18 protein-coding genes and 1 pseudogene are annotated in these 18,103 nt (G+C 37.5%); 11 read left to right on the forward strand and 8 right to left on the reverse strand.

The window, feature by feature from the left end:
* Position 1: 1 nt before the first annotated feature.
* From H5118_RS12305 to H5118_RS12315, 3 genes are read left to right on the forward strand one after another with little or no spacing between them, the layout of a single operon-like run.
* Positions 2–349 (forward strand): ArsC family reductase, encoded by a 348-nt coding sequence (locus H5118_RS12305; RefSeq protein WP_165742933.1) that lies wholly within the window; start codon positions 2–4, stop codon positions 347–349.
* Positions 346–1,476 (forward strand): succinyl-diaminopimelate desuccinylase, encoded by a 1,131-nt coding sequence (gene dapE / locus H5118_RS12310; protein ID WP_039489937.1) that lies wholly within the window; start codon positions 346–348, stop codon positions 1,474–1,476. Before H5118_RS12305 ends, dapE begins: the two co-directional genes overlap by 4 nt.
* Positions 1,476–2,174, forward strand: coding sequence for a M15 family metallopeptidase (locus H5118_RS12315; protein WP_024595106.1), 699 nt, complete (start codon positions 1,476–1,478; stop codon positions 2,172–2,174). Before dapE ends, H5118_RS12315 begins: the two co-directional genes overlap by 1 nt.
* A 6-nt stretch (positions 2,175–2,180) precedes the next feature.
* Here H5118_RS12315 and H5118_RS12320 read toward each other — a convergent pair whose 3' ends face one another.
* The 4 genes from H5118_RS12320 to H5118_RS12335 all read right to left on the reverse strand — a co-directional run bounded on the left by H5118_RS12320 (position 2,181) and on the right by H5118_RS12335 (position 5,221).
* Positions 2,181–3,050, reverse strand: a complete 870-nt coding sequence (locus tag H5118_RS12320) for a DMT family transporter (protein WP_024595107.1) — start codon at positions 3,048–3,050, stop codon at positions 2,181–2,183.
* Positions 3,051–3,091: 41 nt separating this feature from the next.
* Positions 3,092–3,865, reverse strand: coding sequence for a DNA-binding domain-containing protein (locus H5118_RS12325; protein WP_182748992.1), 774 nt, complete (start codon positions 3,863–3,865; stop codon positions 3,092–3,094).
* Positions 3,862–4,692 carry a DUF692 domain-containing protein gene (locus H5118_RS12330; protein WP_182748993.1) on the reverse strand — a complete coding sequence of 277 codons (831 nt, stop codon included), beginning with the start codon at positions 4,690–4,692 and terminating at the stop codon, positions 3,862–3,864. The genes H5118_RS12325 and H5118_RS12330 overlap by 4 nt, the downstream gene beginning before the upstream one ends.
* 70 nt (positions 4,693–4,762) lie before the next feature.
* On the reverse strand, positions 4,763–5,221 hold the full coding sequence (locus H5118_RS12335; RefSeq protein ID WP_182748994.1) for a hypothetical protein: 459 nt from the start codon (positions 5,219–5,221) through the stop codon (positions 4,763–4,765).
* 225 nt (positions 5,222–5,446) lie between these two features.
* On the opposite strand from H5118_RS12335, the gene H5118_RS12340 reads away from it, so the two are divergent.
* From H5118_RS12340 to H5118_RS12355, 4 genes are read left to right on the forward strand one after another with little or no spacing between them, the layout of a single operon-like run.
* Positions 5,447–6,811 carry a COG3014 family protein gene (locus H5118_RS12340; RefSeq protein ID WP_024595111.1) on the forward strand — a complete coding sequence of 455 codons (1,365 nt, stop codon included), beginning with the start codon at positions 5,447–5,449 and terminating at the stop codon, positions 6,809–6,811.
* Positions 6,812–6,819: 8 nt separating this feature from the next.
* The gene (locus H5118_RS12345) at positions 6,820–7,245 is read left to right on the forward strand and encodes a YcfL family protein (RefSeq protein WP_002959678.1); all 426 of its coding nucleotides are present in this window, start codon (positions 6,820–6,822) and stop codon (positions 7,243–7,245) included.
* A gap of 11 nt (positions 7,246–7,256) precedes the next feature.
* Positions 7,257–7,877: a penicillin-binding protein activator LpoB gene (gene lpoB / locus H5118_RS12350; RefSeq protein WP_007375407.1), complete on the forward strand. Its 621-nt coding sequence runs from the start codon at positions 7,257–7,259 to the stop codon at positions 7,875–7,877.
* A 55-nt stretch (positions 7,878–7,932) separates the two neighbouring features.
* Complete coding sequence (locus H5118_RS12355; protein WP_002959676.1) at positions 7,933–8,400, forward strand: glycine zipper 2TM domain-containing protein; 468 nt, start codon at positions 7,933–7,935, stop codon at positions 8,398–8,400.
* A 66-nt stretch (positions 8,401–8,466) separates the two neighbouring features.
* Here H5118_RS12355 and H5118_RS12360 read toward each other — a convergent pair whose 3' ends face one another.
* Entirely contained in the window at positions 8,467–9,684 is a 1,218-nt protein-coding gene (locus tag H5118_RS12360) for a pyridoxal phosphate-dependent aminotransferase (RefSeq protein WP_024597609.1), read from the reverse strand.
* A gap of 367 nt (positions 9,685–10,051) precedes the next feature.
* Positions 10,052–10,396 (reverse strand): Hpt domain-containing protein, encoded by a 345-nt coding sequence (locus tag H5118_RS12365; protein WP_002959674.1) that lies wholly within the window; start codon positions 10,394–10,396, stop codon positions 10,052–10,054.
* 137 nt (positions 10,397–10,533) lie between these two features.
* Here H5118_RS12365 and H5118_RS12370 point away from each other — a divergent pair, with 137 nt between their 5' ends.
* Together H5118_RS12370 and H5118_RS12375 are read left to right on the forward strand one after the other, a co-directional pair.
* Positions 10,534–11,130, forward strand: coding sequence for a tRNA-uridine aminocarboxypropyltransferase (locus tag H5118_RS12370; protein ID WP_024597610.1), 597 nt, complete (start codon positions 10,534–10,536; stop codon positions 11,128–11,130).
* 24 nt (positions 11,131–11,154) lie between these two features.
* Positions 11,155–11,934 (forward strand): CLCA_X family protein, encoded by a 780-nt coding sequence (locus tag H5118_RS12375; protein ID WP_182748996.1) that lies wholly within the window; start codon positions 11,155–11,157, stop codon positions 11,932–11,934.
* 16 nt (positions 11,935–11,950) lie between these two features.
* On the opposite strand, the pseudogene H5118_RS20660 reads toward H5118_RS12375, so the two are convergent.
* Together H5118_RS20660 and H5118_RS12390 are read right to left on the reverse strand one after the other, a co-directional pair.
* Positions 11,951–12,975, reverse strand: a pseudogene (locus H5118_RS20660) (IS3 family transposase); the annotation flags it as partial.
* A gap of 108 nt (positions 12,976–13,083) precedes the next feature.
* A complete protein-coding gene (locus H5118_RS12390; RefSeq protein ID WP_182736060.1) occupies positions 13,084–13,500 on the reverse strand; it encodes a hypothetical protein in 417 nt (138 codons plus the stop codon).
* 1,654 nt (positions 13,501–15,154) lie between these two features.
* Between H5118_RS12390 and H5118_RS12395 the strand changes: the two genes are divergently transcribed.
* Both H5118_RS12395 and H5118_RS12400 read left to right on the forward strand, forming a co-directional pair.
* Positions 15,155–16,666: a DUF6892 domain-containing protein gene (locus tag H5118_RS12395; protein WP_182748995.1), complete on the forward strand. Its 1,512-nt coding sequence runs from the start codon at positions 15,155–15,157 to the stop codon at positions 16,664–16,666.
* A gap of 21 nt (positions 16,667–16,687) precedes the next feature.
* A complete protein-coding gene (locus H5118_RS12400; RefSeq protein ID WP_182693541.1) occupies positions 16,688–17,806 on the forward strand; it encodes a hypothetical protein in 1,119 nt (372 codons plus the stop codon).
* Positions 17,807–18,103 lie beyond the last annotated feature (297 nt).

Genomic DNA, 18,103 nt, shown 5'->3' on the forward strand with positions numbered 1-18,103 from the left:
TATGATCACTCTATACGGTATTAGCAATTGCGACACGATAAAAAAAGCAAAAAAATACTTAGCCGACAACAACATCGAATTTACGTTTCATGATTACCGCAAAGATGGCGTAGATGAGCAAATGGTAAGTGATTTTGCAGATAAACTCGATTGGGAACAGCTTGTTAATAAACGTGGCACAACTTATCGCGCACTAACTGATGAGCAAAAACAGAGTTTGACGAAAGAAAGTGCTATCCCATTGTTAGTTGACCAACCTGCAATGATCAAACGCCCAGTACTTATTAACAATGGCAGTTACCATTTAGGTTTTAAAGCAGCTCAATACGATGAGATATTTAAATCATGAAAGATGATGTAATTAAACTCGCCCAAGCACTAATACAACGTGAGTCAGTAACGCCCGAGGATGCTGGCTGCCAACAGATGATGAACGACCGCCTTGCTGCGGTTGGTTTTAATATTGAGTCATTATTTTTTACCGACACATTAAATACATGGGCTCGAAAAGGCACACAATCACCGCATTTTTGTTTTGCAGGCCACACTGATGTTGTGCCAACAGGCCCAGAGAAAAATTGGCAACACCCGCCGTTTTCAGGATTAATAAAAGACGGTTTATTACATGGGCGCGGCGCTGCCGATATGAAAGGCTCGTTAGCTGCAATGCTTGTTGCAACCGAGCGTTTTGTTACTAAACATCCAGATCATAAAGGCTCAATTTCTTTTTTAATAACCTCCGACGAAGAAGGCCCGTTTATAAACGGGACTACCCGTGTAATTGATACGCTAGAGGCGCGCGGTGAAAAAATTGATATGTGCCTAGTAGGCGAGCCTTCATCACGAGATGTATTAGGTGATGTTGTTAAAAATGGCCGCAGAGGTTCACTTACCGCTTTTTTAACCGTTAAGGGTGTACAAGGGCATGTCGCCTATCCACATTTAGCACAAAACCCAATTCACCTAGCAACCCCTGCCCTTACTGAGCTTAGCCAAACGGTGTGGGATAACGGAAATGAATACTTCCCTGCTACCAGCTTTCAAATTTCAAATATTAATGGCGGCACAGGTGCAGGCAACGTGATCCCGGGTGAGCTAGAAGTACAGTTTAACTTTAGATTTAGCACGCAAGTAACACATGAGCAATTACAACAACGTGTAAATGACATACTACAAAAGCATAACTTAAATTATGAATTAAGCTGGATAGTAAATGGCTTACCTTTTATTACCGAGCACGGCCCACTTGTTGATGCCACAGTAAAAGCGATTAAATCAGTAACCGGTTTAACCACAAACCTAGAAACTACCGGCGGTACATCAGATGGTCGCTTTATTGCACAAACAGGTGCTAAAGTAATTGAACTTGGCCCACGTAACGAAACTATTCATAAAGTAGATGAATGCGTAAGTACCGATGATTTAATAGCCCTTACCGACATTTACGAGCAAATACTAGAGCAACTTTTAGCATAATGGATGTAACTAAACCAACATCGATAATGTGTATCACAGGGCAAAGTGATACACATTTAACTGACATACAAAATCATCGCTTGCACAGCGCTATTATTAGCGACTTTTTAGCGCTGCAAAGTGCAGCTCAAAAAGCGGGATTTGATCTTACTATTGCCTCAAGTTTTCGCGACTTTGAACGCCAGTCAATTATTTGGAATAATAAGTTTTTAGGTATTCGACCTGTTTATAATAAACAGCAAAAGGTTGTAAATTTAACTAAATTAAATGATGTAGATAAATGCATAGCAATAATGCTCTACTCTGCACTACCTGGCGCAAGCAGACACCATTTAGGGACTGACTTAGATGTGTTTGATAAAGCTGCGGTCAGTGATGATTATAAGCTACAGCTAACACCTGATGAATACCTGCAAGGTGGGCCGTTTGCACCTTTAAGTAATTGGCTTGATACTAACTTAGTTAAATTTGGTTTTTATCGCCCTTACCAGCATGATTTAGGTGGCGTAGCACCTGAGCTTTGGCATATAAGCCATATTAAGCAATCACAATTATTAGTGAATAAACTTAGCGAGCAAGTACTTTTTGAATGCATAAAAAACAGTGAACTACAGGGTAAGCAGGCAATACTTGATAACTTACCTGCTATTTATAAACGCTTTGTAACAAACGTAAGCCCACACCTAAAAGAAGGTTAGGTTATATTAAGCCTTCTTTTTATTTAAAATAAACACCAGCACGGCCCCTAATATTAACGAGCTTGCTACTATAAACTCAATTGTTACCTGCTCTGATAAAAACATAACACCAGCAATGGCAGCAAGTACCGGCACACAAAGTTGCACAACCGCAGCTTGGGTACTTTTAAGTAGTGGCATTGCTACATACCAAACACTATAACCAACTCCAGACGCTATTGCCCCCGAGGCACACGCAAGTAATACCCCTTCAATACTCATATTTTTTAAATAACTCATACCTACAAGTAATAAAACAGGGATAGCAACTAAGCTTCTTATAAAGTTAAACCCAGTAGTACGCAGTGGCGATACGCACACTTTACCGCGAATACTGTAAATACCCCATGCCACACCACTGAGTGCCATAAGTGATGCACCTAATAATGAAGGCACCGCTGCAGATGGCAGCATTAAATATACAAAACCAGATAACGCCACTATAAATGCACACCACTGGAGTACGCTTAATTGCTCTTTTTGATAAATACCCCAGCCAATCATAGTAAGTTGCACAGCAGAAAATAAAATTAGTGCACCGGTACCGGTATCTAGCTCTACGTAGGCAATCGAAAAACAAAGCGCGTAAACAAGCAGGCTAATACTGCTTCGCCAGCTTCCTCTGTCACTTAAAATAGCGGGATTGAATGTGCCTTTACGTTTTAAATTATGGGTATAAATAGCCATTATAATGCCCAAACATGCAGCCCCGCTAAGTAAGCGAATAACAGTAAAGTTCCAAGCATCTATATAACCTTCTGCTAAGGCCATTCTGCAAAAAAGAGAATTTGCGGCAAACGCAATTAAAGCAATTAATGTGTATATGGTGGCTTTCAAAAAAATTCCTTCGCAACGAAAAATAACTATATTGTTTTAACTCACTCGCTAATTAACCAACCACGTTCAAGCCATTGATTAATTTTAGTAATTAAAAACCCAGCGATTTTCTCGTCTGGGAGTTCATTTAAACAGGATTGACATAACTGTGCAAAGGGTGTGTTTTGTTTTAATAAACTCAGTAAGCGGTATTCTTGTGCATCAACGCTTAAATATTGTGTACGCCTTTGAGCATCACGTGCTACAACCCAAAAGCGAGGTTCTGAGACTCTTGGCTCTGGCGGTGTTTGCTTTTGTTTTATTGCCTGCCAACTTTCAACCGCCAACGTATTAAACACAACTAACTGAACACTTGGATGTAATTTTAATAGTAAAGTTGGCCATTGCTGAGGTTCAATACTTTCAAGCTCTGATACATTAAGTAATGTTTTATCGCTTGCATCAAAAGTACTTAGTAATAGTCGTTCAAATTTTGCTATATCTGCAAGTATGGGGTAATCACTAAAAGGAGTATTAGCGGCTAAATAATCTGGTAGCTTCTCTGCAAAAATTCGTAGTGACGTATGAGTTGAAGGATATAAAGCTAAATAACCATCAACCATCATCTCAAATAAATCATCACCTAAGTAAATGCCCAACTGTTCGTGATCTTGCTCAATCACGGCTCTTAAGCGAATTTTATAAGCGCTTTGATAAATAGAGAGTCGCTGTTGTGTATTTAACTGCCCTTGCTGCGCAATTTGCTCGCTAATATCCGAACTTTCTCCTTGCAGTAAATCCATAAACTGTTGTTGCAGCTTTGCTAAACCACTCATGACCTTATATCCCAAAACGGTTTCACTAGCGCTTTGGCATGCTCAAGCTCAGTAATTAAATCATCAAGGGAGCCAATATTATCATCGCGTTCAATCATGGTACTTACCGGATTTAATGTTTTTGCATACTGAGCATATAAGTCCCATACCGCATCGGGAACATCTTCATCGTGCGTATCTATAATATGCGTACCAAAGTCTTGATGTCCTGCTAAGTGAATTTGTGCAATAGCTGTACTCGGAATAGCTGATAAATAATCCATTGCATTAAAGTCGTGATTACGCGCACTTACATAAACATTATTTACATCCATTAAAAACTTACAGCCTGTTTGCTTATGTAATTGCGCTAAGAATTCCCACTCACTCATTTGTGAATCGTTATAGGTTAAATAGCTCGATACATTTTCAAAAATCATTTCGCGCCCTAGGTAGTCCTGAACTTGCGAAATTTTATTTGCTAAATGATCAAGCGCCTCTGAGGTGTAAGGCATTGGTAGTAAATCGTGGCTATTAATACCGCCCACTTGGGTAAAACATAAATGATCAGACACCCACTGCGGCTCAACCCTCGCAATTGTGTTTTTTAACTGATTTAAGTAGTCCTTATTAATAGGGTCAATACTACCAATCGACATTGATACCCCATGCATAACAATCGGATAATCTGCTCTTATTTTATTTAAATAATGCCAAGGTTTTCCACCGGCTACAAAATAGTTTTCTGAAATAATTTCGAACCAATCTACAGCTGGTTTCTCTGCAATAATTTGCTCAAAATGCGGGGCTCTTAGTCCTAAACCAAAACCTAAAAAACGATTTGTCATAAACTTCCTTAATAAGCCTGAATAATAAACACATCGTTCAAGCTTATTTTATGCGTTCGATAAATTGGTATTAGCTACCTACAGAACCACCAATATCACCACATGCTTTTGCAGGCATTGATACAAAACCGGTGCCTTTACATGATGCATGTCCAGCACAAGCATTATTAGCAGTCTTACAATCGTTATGACCGCCACACACATTTACATCGTTACAATGTACTAAATCTGCTTTAGCTACACTGCCAACCCATTTATCTTTTACTGTACCGCCAACGTCAGCACATGATTTTGCAGGCATTGCTACAAAACCAGTCCCTTTACATGACGCTTGACCTGCACATGCATTCTCAGCTGTTTTACAATCGTTATGGCCACCACATACATTCGCATCATAACAATAAACTAAATCAGTTGTTGCGCCATTACTAGCAACTGCACTTGATGTTGCCGTTTCTGCCTCTGTTGCATTACAACCAACTAAACCTGCTACCATTACAGCCATTGCTGCACCTGTAAACTTTTTCATTTTTTAATTCCTCTAAGTGATATAACTCTTAGCAAGACCGCTAAAGCGAAAATACTATTTCAGTGGAGTTGATAATAAACCAAAAAAATTCACACTTTGTTCACTAACGTCACTTTATATTTCTTTATTAGCAGGCAGTTTTACTCTACGATTTTTTACAATATTTCACACATTTAGCTAAAAATAGTATGTTAATGTATACAGGTAAATTAAGAGGAGTGCTCAGTGCGCCGCAGTATAATTTTAAGCTTTTGTTTTATTTTAAGTGGGTGTAGCACAATGGGTTTTAATGACCTATTTAATGACTATGCCACGCAAATGACACCAATAAGAAATGCGATCGAGAAAAACAACATCGAAGAAGCGCAATCCCTTATTGCTAATAATAGCACCCTGCACAGCAGCTACTTACTCAACCAACTTGAGCAAGCTCGTTTAAACGACTTAGCAAATACGCCAGATGATGCACAAAGTAAATTTGAGAACGTGTATACGCAAATGCAAAAAAAGCGTGAAGCCGCCAAAATACAAGTTAGTGCGGGCCTTGAACAAAGTAACGCTTTATTTACCAACGACTCAGCAATAACTTATGTGCCACCCGCTTACGAAATGAGCATGCTTCATAGTTATAAAGCACTTAACTACGTGTATAAAAATGATGTTGAAGGCGCATTGGTCGAAATTCGCCGAGCTAATAAAGTACAAGTTGATGCGCTTAGCGAGAATGAAGCAGAAGTAGACTCAACCGTTAAAGAAGCTCAGCAACACTACCCAAGCATGAGCAATGTAACCAGAAACATAAAAAATGGCTTTCAAAATGCCTACACATTTTACTTATCTGCTTTGCTTTACCAAAGTGCTAAACAATACGACGACGCCTATATCGATTATAAAAAAGCATTGGCTATACAACCTAACAATATTTATTTACAGCAAGATGTGATGCGCCTTGCTAAAAAACAAGGGTTTGACCAAGATCTAAATGAATTTAAAAAACGCTTTGGCGATACGCCCACTATTTCTTCATCACAAGGCGAAGTAATTGTTTTATTTGAACAAGGATTAGTACCAAAACAAGATGAATTTAAACTGCGCTTGCCAATTTATTCATCACGTGGCGATGCACGCTTTTACAGCTTGGCGATGCCGGTATATAAAGATAATGCCTATGTGCGCCGCCTTAACAATATAAATATAGATGCACAAAGCTTGGCGCTTAGCCCGCTGGTACACATTGAGGCACTTGCAGCTAAAACTCTAGAAGATCAAATACCTGCAAAAGTCGCTCGCCAAGTACTCAGATTAGTAGCCAAAGAGAAAGTACGGGCAGAACTTGCTCGCAGTGCCGGTGATGTAGGTAACATACTTGCTAATATTTATAATTTGGCGTCTGAGCAAGCTGATACACGCAGCTGGCTTACACTTCCAAATCAAATAAGTGTCGCAAGGCAAAGCCTAAATACAGGTGAGCATTCTGTGCATATAGGCACACAAGCACCCATAAATTTTACCATTAGTAAGCAAGGGTTAACGTTAATTTACTTAACCTCTATTAATAACTACTTTAATTACCACGTAGTTCAACTTTAGGAGCCATCATGAAATACATAGCGCCATTATTAGCAGCCTTAATGCTCAGTGCATGTTCCAGCCAACCGGTTACATCGGGTATTTCTGTTGAACAAAATAAAAACCAGTTTAATGAGCAATTACGTGTAGATAACCCAGAGCTTGGTAAAAAGCTGGCCATTACTGATGTGAAAACACGTCAAACCAACCAGTTAACCGATGTGGTAGTGACACTTTCGAGCCAGTATAAAAAATCACAGTATTTACAGTATCAATTTAATTGGTTTGATAAAGACGGCTTTGTTATTAAAGGCAACCACTCACCTTGGCAAGCACTCACCTTATTTGGTTTTGCAAAAACACAATTACCGGGCTTAGCACCGAGCTCTGATGCGGTTACCTTTTCTTTAGCAGTAAGAGAAGTGTCTACCGAATCACAAGAATTTAAAGATTAAAGGAAACAACCATGATCATCAGTAACAAATTTAAAACAGCATCAACTTACGCTTTAGTTGGCCTGAGCGCTTTAGTATTAAGTGGCTGTGCTAATAAAGCCGTAGTAAGTTATGGCGACGCACAAGCAGTAGAAACAACCGATATTAATTTTGGCTCTACCGACTTACAAAAAGTAGCGAGCCAAATGACCGATTCATTACTCAGCTCACCCGTTGTTGGCACAATGACCGCTAATAAACGCCCCGTAGTATTTGTTGAGCGTATTAAAAATAAAACTAGTGAGCACATTGATACTGAATCAATCACCGATTCAATCTCAACGCAAATGCTACGCAGTGGTAAGTTCCGTTTTGTAGATATGACGCGTGTTGAGTCAGTACGTGAGCAATTAACGTTTCAAAACGAAGATGCCCTGGTTAACCCTGCAACAGCCGTTGCATTTGGTAAACAAATTGGCGCGCAATATATGTTATACGGAAATTTATCGAGCATAGTTAAATCAAATGCCGATAAATCAGACGTATACTATAAATTTACGATGCGTTTAATGGATATGGAAAGCGGCCTAGTTGAATGGGCTGACGAAACTGAAATTCGTAAAACTAAAGAAAAATCGACATTTGGTTGGTAGTTACTAAGCCTTTACGGGCTAATAAGCCCATAAAGGCTACCAATAGGAGATTATTATGAAAGCTATAATATTAATAATGTGTGCCCTACTTAGTGTGAGCGCGCCAACTTTTGCTCAATACGAGCGCAATAAAGCAGTCCCTGTGCAGCAAGTTTTATTTGGTGACGTAAAATCGGTACGCAATATTACCGAACAAGAAATCATTCAAGACAAAAACAACGGCTGGAAAACCTTCGGCGGTGCATTACTCGGTGGTGTTGTAGGCAACCAGTTTGGTGGCGGTAGCGGCCGCACAGTAGCAACAATATTAGGCTCGGTAATTGGCGGCAGTGTTGCACACAATAGGCAGCAGCAAAGTCATTATCAGCAAAATCATTTTGTAGAGTTATTAATACAAGTTGAAAACGGCGACCAGTTTATGGTTGTTCAAGATCAAGACCAATCAATGCGCTTTAGCAAAGGCGATAATGTAAGATTAGTGTACTTGAACGACAACACGGTGCGTGTAGATAAAGCGTATTAGCCAATATATTCATGACTAAAGTAAAAAACGAGCCAAATTTGGCTCGTTTTTTTATTTTTTAAATAACTATACTTGACGATAGTCTTTAAAAAAACGCTTCATTTTTAACATCGCATCCGATAAATCATCTTTGCTTGGTAAAAATACCAATCTAAAATGATCCGGCTCGGGCCAATTAAACGCCCTGCCATGTACAAGTAATATTTTTTCGGCTTTTAGCAAATCGTACATCATCTTTTCATCATCTTTAACGTTAAAAAGTGCTGTATCTACTTTGGCAAACGCATAGAGCGCGCCTTTTGGTTTTTTACAACTAATACCTTCAATAGCGTTTAACCCGCGCCATGCAATATCGCGCTGCTCGTATAAGCGCCCACCTGGGTTAATTAAATTATCAATTGATTGCACGCCGCCCAACGCTTGTTGAATTGCATATTGCGCAGGTACATTGGCGCACAAACGCATAGATGAAAGTATTTCAAGGCCTTTGCGTAAATCATCCATTACCGAGGTACGACCGCTTAGAACCATCCACCCCATTCTTAGCCCCGCTGCACGGTAGGTTTTTGCTAAACCATTGAAAGTAATGATTGGTACATCATCACACAGTGAGCCGATTGAAGTATGCGTTATACCATCGTATAAAATCTTTTCGTAAATCTCATCGCTCAATAACAGCAGTTTATGTTCACGCGCTATATCAATTAATTGCATTAACAAATCATCACTGTAAACCGCACCTGTCGGATTATTAGGATTAATTAATACCAAAGCTTTAGTTTTAGACGTTATTTTGCTTTTTATATCTGCAATATCCGGAAACCAATCTTGCTCTTCATCACATAAATAATGCACCGGATTACCACCCGATAATGTGACAGAAGCAGTCCAAAGTGGATAATCAGGAGCTGGAATAAGCACTTCATCGCCATTATTTAATAGCGCTTGGGTGATCATCTGAATAAGTTCGCTTACGCCATTACCAATATAGATACTATCTACATCTAAATTATGTAATCCACGTTGTTGGTAGTGCTGATAAATAGCCACGCGGGCTGAATAGAGGCCTTTAGAGTCACAGTAACCTTGGGCTGAATATAAGTTGCGGATAATATCGCGGTGCATATCTTCTGGCATATCAAAACCAAAAGCAGCTGGATTACCTATATTCAATTTTAATACTTTTTGACCTTCGTCTTCCATTTTTTTAGCTTGTGCTAAAACCGGCCCACGAATGTCATAACATACACCTTCTAATTTGTGACTCTTTTTAATATCAGACATTTTTACCTCTTTAGGGCGTATTGACTTTATGGATTAAATTTGTTCAACCTAGGGGCGATTTAATCGCGGCGCGAGATTTGTAACCTAGTGGGCTAAGTAAAAATTGAGTAACAAAGAGAAAATAGCCCCTAGGAAGAACCCTCTGGGCAATGCGTGTTTGGATTTTATGTGTTGTTATCGCCTATTTATGTGGAAAAACCACACTGCATAGGCTCTGCCTAACCTAAAAACCAGACACTCGTTGCAAATTCAATCCCGAAAGATCAACACGCCCTAGTGAGTCTTTAGACTAACCTAGTAAGGGCGTAAAATGCCAGTCAATTTAGGTGCTTAATACTGAAATAAATTCACGTTTCAGCTTCAATAATTAACGAGATGCTAACCATTCATTTAGCTTAGCTTGAGAGCCTGTTACTTGAGCCATTAAGCTATTAGATGCGTCGATAGCTTCAGCTAAGTTATCTAGGTTTAAATTTTGTTCAATAACACGCGATACTTCAGCAAGGCTTGAAGCACCAAACTGCGCCGCATTCGATTTTAAGCTATGGGAGTGGCGAATAGCTGCTTCTTTATCTTTACCAATGGTTGCTAACACTTCTGAGCCCAAACGTTCAAACTCTGAGCAGCAAAAATCAAGTGTATCAGCAAACTGCTCACCCAATAACGATTCCATACTCTCTAATGCTGATGTATCAATATTTATTTCTGTCATATTTTAAGCCCTTAAAACAATCCATGTAAGTTACAGTTTAATAGTACTACTTTATATTGATGCGTAAAAAAAACCAACTTAATTACCTTATAAATGTATAATTGCGAGGATCATACTGGCAACAAAAAGTTTATTAAATGGCACGCACACTTTGTAATCATTGTAACTTTTCAATAAACACCTGTATTTGCAACGCAATTACAAATATAAACAACAAAGTTACGGTTATTATTCTACAGCACCCGAGTGAGGAAAAAATAGCAAAAAATACCGCTAAACTACTCAATTTATGCCTAACTGATTGCCAAATAATCAAAGGCGAAAATAATGATGACTTTTCCATACTAAAAACACTGCCAGTAAGCTCAACTGTTTTACTCTACCCTAACGAACACGCTGTAAATTTAGACGATAACACTGAGCAGCCAAATGTAAAAAACATCACCCATTTAATCGTGGTTGATGGCACATGGAAAAAAGTCTACAAAATTTTGCAGCTCACCACATTACTAAATCAATTTAAAACGGTCAGTTTTAAACAGCTACCTAAAAATCGTTATGCTATTCGTAAAGCCCCTCGGGCCGACAGCCTATCCACACTTGAAGCTGTAGCGCATAGTTTGTTTTTAATAGAGCAGCTAAATCCCGCACCACTTTATAATGCGCTTAATGAATTAATACAAAAACAAACCCAACACATGCCTGAGCACGTAAAAGCACGTTACTTAGATTAAATTCGTTACTATATGAAACTTGCAATGCGTAACTACCCTAACAGACTAAAACGTGGCTTTACTCGCCAAGGACCCGACTATCGCTTTGACGACCAAGTCGACTTTAGCGATATAAGAGATACCTTCGGCTTTAGGTCAATGGTTGTTGGTAAATGGGTAACTAAAGAAGAGCGCTATATTAGCGCCAATTTAATTTACGATGCACTGGCCGACCTTGCGCAAATACTGCATTTACCGCCCAAAGCTATTGGCCTGCGCGGCAAGCTTAACTTTGCATTTGGTCATGGTGGTCAAAAAGGTGTGCAAGCGCATTATAATGCAGCCTCTCAAACACTTGCTCTTGCAAAAAATGCAGGCGGTGGTGCACTTGCTCATGAATGGTTCCATGCGTTTGACCATCATATAAGCGAGCACTTATTTGCAGCAAAACCCCGCTTTGGTTTTGCCTCAAAATTGTGGCTTTCAAACACGCCTAATTTATCGCATCCACTTAATAATGCTTTGAACAGTTTTTATAAACATGTATTTCTAGATGAAGATGGTATTGATGCAAATAACTTTGTACAAACGTGTATAGAACACGATAAAGCCCACAATATGAATTATATGAGCATGCCAGAAGAGCTTGCAGCACGGTGTTTTGAAGCCTGTATTGAAGGCCACACATATATAAAAAATAGCTTTTTGGTGGGAGGCTTAAAAAGTAGTAATTTAATATACCCAAATAGTGAGCATATCAATAAAGCAAATGAAGCACTTAACCACTATTTTGAACTACTGGGTTATGCGCTTCATAAAGTATAAATACAACCGATAAAGTACTAAAGTATCCTACCTTCGCCATCCACTCCGTTTTAAAGCTTCTAAAAATCGCTCCATTGGCGCATTATCCCAACGGTTTCCGCGTCGACTCATGCTTTTGTGATTTCATAGCGCCATAAACGTTGGCGATATTGTAAGCTTGTATAATGGCTACCTTGATCTGAATCAAACATCAGTTCAGCCGGTTTTCCTCTACTTTCATACGCAAGTTCAAGCGCTTTTAGCGTTAAGTTAGTCTTTGGCGACAACGACATTGCCCAGCCAACAACTTTACGCGCAAATAAATCAATAACGGCTAAATAAGCCCAGCAATTACCTGTGTAAATATATGTAACATCACGGCACCACACGGTATCTGGATCAACAACATCAAACTGCCTATCTAGCAAATTTGGGATTTCAAGGTGTTCATTATCATCATGTTTATATTGATGCTGTGGGACTTAGCAGCTCTTTAATTTTAGTTTAACCATCAGCTTAGCGGCACGATAACGGCTTAATTCAAACTTATTACTCGTTGCTATTATAGCGATTGTCCTTGCCCCTGCTAAACCATCACTCATCGCATGTATTGCTTTTAATTCAGCCTTAATTGCTCAGGTGTCGGCGTTGTATCCCGTATAGCCCAATATTTATAGCCGCTACGATGCGCATTGAATACGCTACACAACACGCTAATTGGATAACGCTCCCGTTGATTTAACTTCTCAATTAAGGAGAATTGTTCAGGGAGTCGGACATAAAGAGAGCGGTAGCTTTTTTGATATATCCTTTTCTAATTCGATGCGTTGGATTTGCTTTTTAAGTTCCCATATTTCTATTTGTTCGGGTGTCATTGGTGAAGCAGTTGGTGACTGACCATTACGTTCTGGCTTTAATTGAGTAACCCACTTACTTACGGTTGTTTTAACAACCACCCATTGCTTTGGCTGCTTCTTATTGTTTATCGCCTTGGTCAACGACAAGCTTAGCTGTTTCTAATTTGATTGCCGCAGAATACGCTGCGCGTCTTAATTTCGTCATTTTTTACCAAAATTTGTATGCTTACTAGCATAATATTTCTTTTTAATGGGTAGCCAAATTAACTATGCTACTACAAGTTTGAACGCAAGATATTAATGGGCTTTATTCTTATTTAAAATAGCGTTCTGCCTTTGTACATGTAAGTTTAGAAAATAAAAATTTACTCGCGTTATCTGGGCATAGTTTCTTTAAAAGGCTCACGGCATAACGCTCGCACCTTCGCAAAGTATACAACTCATATTCCTCAGTAACACCAAGCGCAGATTGATAACTCAACTGATCAAGGTATTCATTAGCACCTAAAGCAATAACAGCCTTCTCTGTCTCTGCGGATGAGTGATAGATTTTACCTAGTAAATCATTGGTAAAATCAACAACTGAGTTACTTTCAGATAAATCATTTTTTAGTGAGCATACACTAAGATAAGGAGTCGCTTTTCCCACATAAAAATATAAACTTTCCCCCATCGTAAACTGACTAAACAGTATAATGCTCAGTAAAAAAAGAGGCTTAAGCAGTTGCACCTTATATTTCTCCATGTATTAGGTAAGTTATATATTATAAAAAATTCACTGCGGCTAATAATTTAATACTTGCTGAGTCTGTTGCAGACTAAAATTTAGAGCTGACTTCTTTAGTATTTAAATTGTTTTTTATTTCGTCTTTTTAATCTTTTAATAACATTAACACTCACATTAAATATTTACTGTTAGAAAATAGCAGTAATACTAAGTTAGACATTAAAAATAAAAATTAAATATCTAAATCATTAAATTATCACTCACATTTATACGCAAATATTAATCCTAAAATATAAATCAGGGAAAAAGCTATAGCGCACCCGGCAACTAAATTATACATATTAATCACCCAGTTTGAGCTGCTAATATGAGCACCAAGAACAATATACATATATATGCCAATAAAAACCCGATAACCCTAGATCTGAGTGCATTTACAGTATCATATAGCTAAAGCACAAACTAAACTGTATTTTAGTTTTGGTATTGAATTTCTCTGTAAGCTGGCCACAGTCATTTCACTCACCATCATCTAGATTCATTATTCAAAAAATAATGTAGGTAAAACATTAAAAATACGCAAAGCATAAAAGTTACAAAATACACTGCTATAATGAAGTAAACCATGAAATGCCATACAAAACTTAATGAATAGTCGCGATTTCCTGACTCTAAATTTCTTTAACCATTCTGATCTTTTTCCCTTTTAAATAAAAATATGCCATAAGGCATGCTAATAAAAAACATAGAGCTAAATGTTATAAATACAATATAATAAAGCTTAAACAACACCTGAAAAATTTTGGGGACTTTTTTCTTTTACCTATTACTTTATGCCATCTTGCATACCAGTCGAATAGAAATATAGTGCAATGCGCCGCTACCAGCAGTTATGATACTTAATGAGTAAAAACGATTACCATCATCTAGCAAACGTGTGTTTTTACCCTTTATAGCTAATAAAATTGGTAATATTGTAAAAAAGAAAAGACCAGAACAATGGGCTACCTTGATATTAAAATATTGATGCTAATATATCTCAAAACTATCTAACTAATTACAATCGTATTTTGATAATTCAGTAAAGAGTCAGCCCAATTTTGTTATGACTACTGCTTCATTTTTTGCTGCTGCATGACTCACATATAGCCCTGCTTAACCTTCAATATTAAATGTCACCTTTAATTTTAACTGAGGCTGACCACGCATTATGACGACAAAATTTTTAAGTCAATCACAGCAAGTCGCACTGCAACAAGCCTATGACCATATCCCGTAACGCTCTATCGCTTTAATTTACAAAAGATAAAATGGTCATCATTTCTAACAACAGCGATAAACACTTCGAGCAACGAATGCTGGTGGTTAACAATAAAACTTATCAGATATCAGCAAAGCCCAACCCGATGACGCCGTAAAAGTTGAACAATCCACATTCTTTAGCGGTCTTTTTCGCGAAGAGCTAGCATATATTGATACTTTACTTAGAACTGGGAAATAATCGGAATAAACGTTTAATATCAATACACAATAATACATAATTTAATCTATGTATTGTCACTTTTAACCCAAATAACTGATAATTACTTTAACTACCTAAATAAGTTATGATTATTTAAATCTTAACTGGTGTTTTTGTAAAGTTAAGAAGTTATTAATGGATACCTTATGTCATTTTTTAAACCGTCATTGGAAAGATGTCTTTGATCAAGCAACTCTTATGCTACTTTATTCATCACTAATTAAAGAGTTAAGATTATTTCGTGAAGGTCAAAGCCAACCTACGAAATTATATTATTTTTTACAGCTATTTAGTTCATCAGATTATAAAGTTATTTTTGACAAAAATTATCATCATGCTTTGCTTATGCACACAGAGTTATTAGAAAGTGAAATAGAACAGCTATTACTTGAGAAAAACACGCAACTGTTCCAAAACCCAACACCTGCAAAGGACGCTGATTTAAGGGAGATGGTGAGTGATTTAATTTCTTTATATTTTTATCATCCTTCTTATCACAGTGAGGGGTATGAAGGCCTAAAACATATTGGTGGCAATTTAGCATTTAAGTTTTTACATACTTATCCTTACCAAAATACCAGTAATCTTCTAATCAGTTTATTACCATCAGCCTCAGACCCCTTAGAAAAATATACACAATTAATTAATGACATTGTATGTAGCAAACAAAACGATGAAAATCGTGATTTACTACTTTATATTTTAATAAGCGAAATAATTGGTTTTTATACCAAAAAAAGCGACTTTTTATATAAAAAATCAAAAGAGATCTTAACGTTACTTTCAACTCATATTACACATTGGAATGACGAGCAGCTTGATTACTTTATAACTCAAGGCGTATTTAATGGCTATGGCATTTATCCAAACCCACAAACGAAGATTGATAAAATAAAGAGTTATATAACCCAGTTAAATAAGGGTGACGGTAATGCTAAGATTGTTAAAAAACGAGTTAAAGAATATAACCAAGAAATAGTAAACATTAAAAATGACCCAAACGCCTTTATAAATACGAGCTATAACAAGGCTGCTAAAAAATTAATGGTAAAAAATAATACCATTACATTTTTAGAGAACCTTTCAAAACTTACCCCAAACAGTAAAACAAAAGTACAGCTTGAACAACTTATCGAAAGAATTTTAGCTCTTAAAAACACACCCAAAGCATTTCCGATTAATAAAAAACCTAAAATCAAATTTAACGATCTGCATTTTAAGTTACTTGTTATTGAAGAGCTGATGTATAACAAAAATTTATTAACCCCTAAGTTTGACCTTACCGAGTTTATAGCTGAATACCACCAGCGAGAAATTGATAAAGAGCAAGAAGGATATGAAGTTATACCCGAGGTACTCGCTTACTTTAAAGGACTTGATATCCCAGAGGAACTGTTAGCAAAAGTCACTTCTCTGACACAAGATTGCGGTGTCGATGGCGGCTCAGAAGTTTATTCTCAGATATGGCCTTTTTGGGATCCAGGCTGTGGAGATGAGGTATTAAAAGTAAGCAACAAAGCATCAAAAGACTTACCACTGCTACCTAACTTAAAACAAGTCATTGGTTTAGAGCACAGTAATCCATCAAAAAAATTAATTAACAGCTTTAAAGCACATCATATCCAATTAACTGAACAGGATGTTTAATTTTAATCTCTAGGAGTAGCAATGTTTAATTCAGCAGAAGAAATTCACCAGCATATTGGCCAATCAATGTTCAACGCATTACCCGAACAGTGGGATAAAGCTTATTGTGATATCGGTCTGAGTCGAGAAAACACCTGTGGTTTTATGACTGGAACTTACTATATCGGCGGCGAAGAAAAAATTTATGATATAGATATAGTCGATGGTGTACTGAAAAATTCTCAGGGTGATGAAGCATTTTATGCACTTTATAAAATGATGAAAAAAGACGAAGCGGATATTCCTTGGAATAAAGCTCGTTTTGAATTGGAAAGTGATGGTAGTTACGACATTAAAACTAAGTTCGATGAAGATTATATAATCTACACTGGATTAGATGCCGAGGGTGCAGAGTTTGACTCATTAAGTAGCGACTTTCATTTAGCCATAGAGTCGTGGGAAAGCCTACCAAATGATATGACACGCCCATGGAAAAAAGGCAGTTATGATAAGAGTAAATTTTTGCAAAGTAATTTAGATGTTCAACAACAAACTGAATCAGAGCAAGCAATATTATCATCTTATTGGCAACAAGCCGGTGAAATAAACGAAACATTAGAGCTGAGCTTTTTAAATCCTTATTTAGCAGATTACCCTCATTGGCATGGCAGCACGCGAAATATTGTTTTGGTTACACCACCAGAATGGGAAAATCAGATCGTTGCTACAAGTGGCTTATCAAGCCCTGAAACACCATTTGAGGTATATATAGAAACCAATGAATCCATTCAAAGATTTAGCAGCTCTTGGCAAATGAACCTAATTCAAACAATTGGCCGCATAATACCTAATATCGATAACTTTAAAGAGCGCCTCATAGAACACCGTTTTCTTACACTACAATTAGACATGGATGGTGCACCTGAAGAATGGTCTGTTGATCACCCTGATGGTAATATTGGTATGTTTATTGGTTTAGATAATACGCATATGAATGATAATAAGCTTGATTTTCTACCTATCAATGCAAAATTAATGCGCCCAAACGAGTTGTTGTATTGTTTAGATAAAAAAGCACAAGGCCGAGAGGAGATAGCTGAACTCTATAACCAGCAAGGCCAAACAACACTTTCTTGCTTAGATAGAGCGAGTGTTTTATAGAAATAACGAGTTCATGTAGTGGCCAACTTCAAATATAGTGTTTATGTGTCATAACTAAATTATTACACATAAACGAAACAGGAGAAGGCCAGAGTATCTATTATCAGCAAGGTTAAGCAAGCCAGCTTTGTGTTTTATATGTATTAGCTCGGACAAGATATGGCACATAGAGTGTGTGATTCATAGACATCATTTCACTTTTCGTAGTTGAAGATCACGCTGATAATTCGATAACTGAATGCGTTCATTTTCAGTTTCGTAGTTAGCGTGAACGTCTTCCCAAAGCGGTGTTTTTTC

The organism is Pseudoalteromonas sp. SR41-1, from assembly GCF_014164015.1.
Taxonomy (GTDB): Bacteria; Pseudomonadota; Gammaproteobacteria; order Enterobacterales; family Alteromonadaceae; genus Pseudoalteromonas; species Pseudoalteromonas distincta.

Bases quoted from the DNA above. Each gene is read 5' to 3' on its own strand.
- H5118_RS12305 (WP_165742933.1), top strand. From the start codon at position 2: ATGATCACTCTATACGGTATTAGCAATTGCGACACGATAAAAAAAGCA.
- dapE (WP_039489937.1), top strand. From the start codon at position 346: ATGAAAGATGATGTAATTAAACTCGCCCAAGCACTAATACAACGTGAG.
- H5118_RS12315 (WP_024595106.1), top strand. From the start codon at position 1,476: ATGGATGTAACTAAACCAACATCGATAATGTGTATCACAGGGCAAAGT.
- H5118_RS12325 (WP_182748992.1), bottom strand. From the start codon at position 3,865: ATGAGTGGTTTAGCAAAGCTGCAACAACAGTTTATGGATTTACTGCAA.
- H5118_RS12330 (WP_182748993.1), bottom strand. From the start codon at position 4,692: ATGACAAATCGTTTTTTAGGTTTTGGTTTAGGACTAAGAGCCCCGCAT.
- H5118_RS12335 (WP_182748994.1), bottom strand. From the start codon at position 5,221: ATGAAAAAGTTTACAGGTGCAGCAATGGCTGTAATGGTAGCAGGTTTA.
- H5118_RS12345 (WP_002959678.1), top strand. From the start codon at position 6,820: ATGAAATACATAGCGCCATTATTAGCAGCCTTAATGCTCAGTGCATGT.
- lpoB (WP_007375407.1), top strand. From the start codon at position 7,257: ATGATCATCAGTAACAAATTTAAAACAGCATCAACTTACGCTTTAGTT.
- H5118_RS12355 (WP_002959676.1), top strand. From the start codon at position 7,933: ATGAAAGCTATAATATTAATAATGTGTGCCCTACTTAGTGTGAGCGCG.
- H5118_RS12360 (WP_024597609.1), bottom strand. From the start codon at position 9,684: ATGTCTGATATTAAAAAGAGTCACAAATTAGAAGGTGTATGTTATGAC.
- H5118_RS12365 (WP_002959674.1), bottom strand. From the start codon at position 10,396: ATGACAGAAATAAATATTGATACATCAGCATTAGAGAGTATGGAATCG.
- H5118_RS12370 (WP_024597610.1), top strand. From the start codon at position 10,534: ATGGCACGCACACTTTGTAATCATTGTAACTTTTCAATAAACACCTGT.
- H5118_RS12375 (WP_182748996.1), top strand. From the start codon at position 11,155: ATGCGTAACTACCCTAACAGACTAAAACGTGGCTTTACTCGCCAAGGA.
- H5118_RS12395 (WP_182748995.1), top strand. From the start codon at position 15,155: ATGGATACCTTATGTCATTTTTTAAACCGTCATTGGAAAGATGTCTTT.
- H5118_RS12400 (WP_182693541.1), top strand. From the start codon at position 16,688: ATGTTTAATTCAGCAGAAGAAATTCACCAGCATATTGGCCAATCAATG.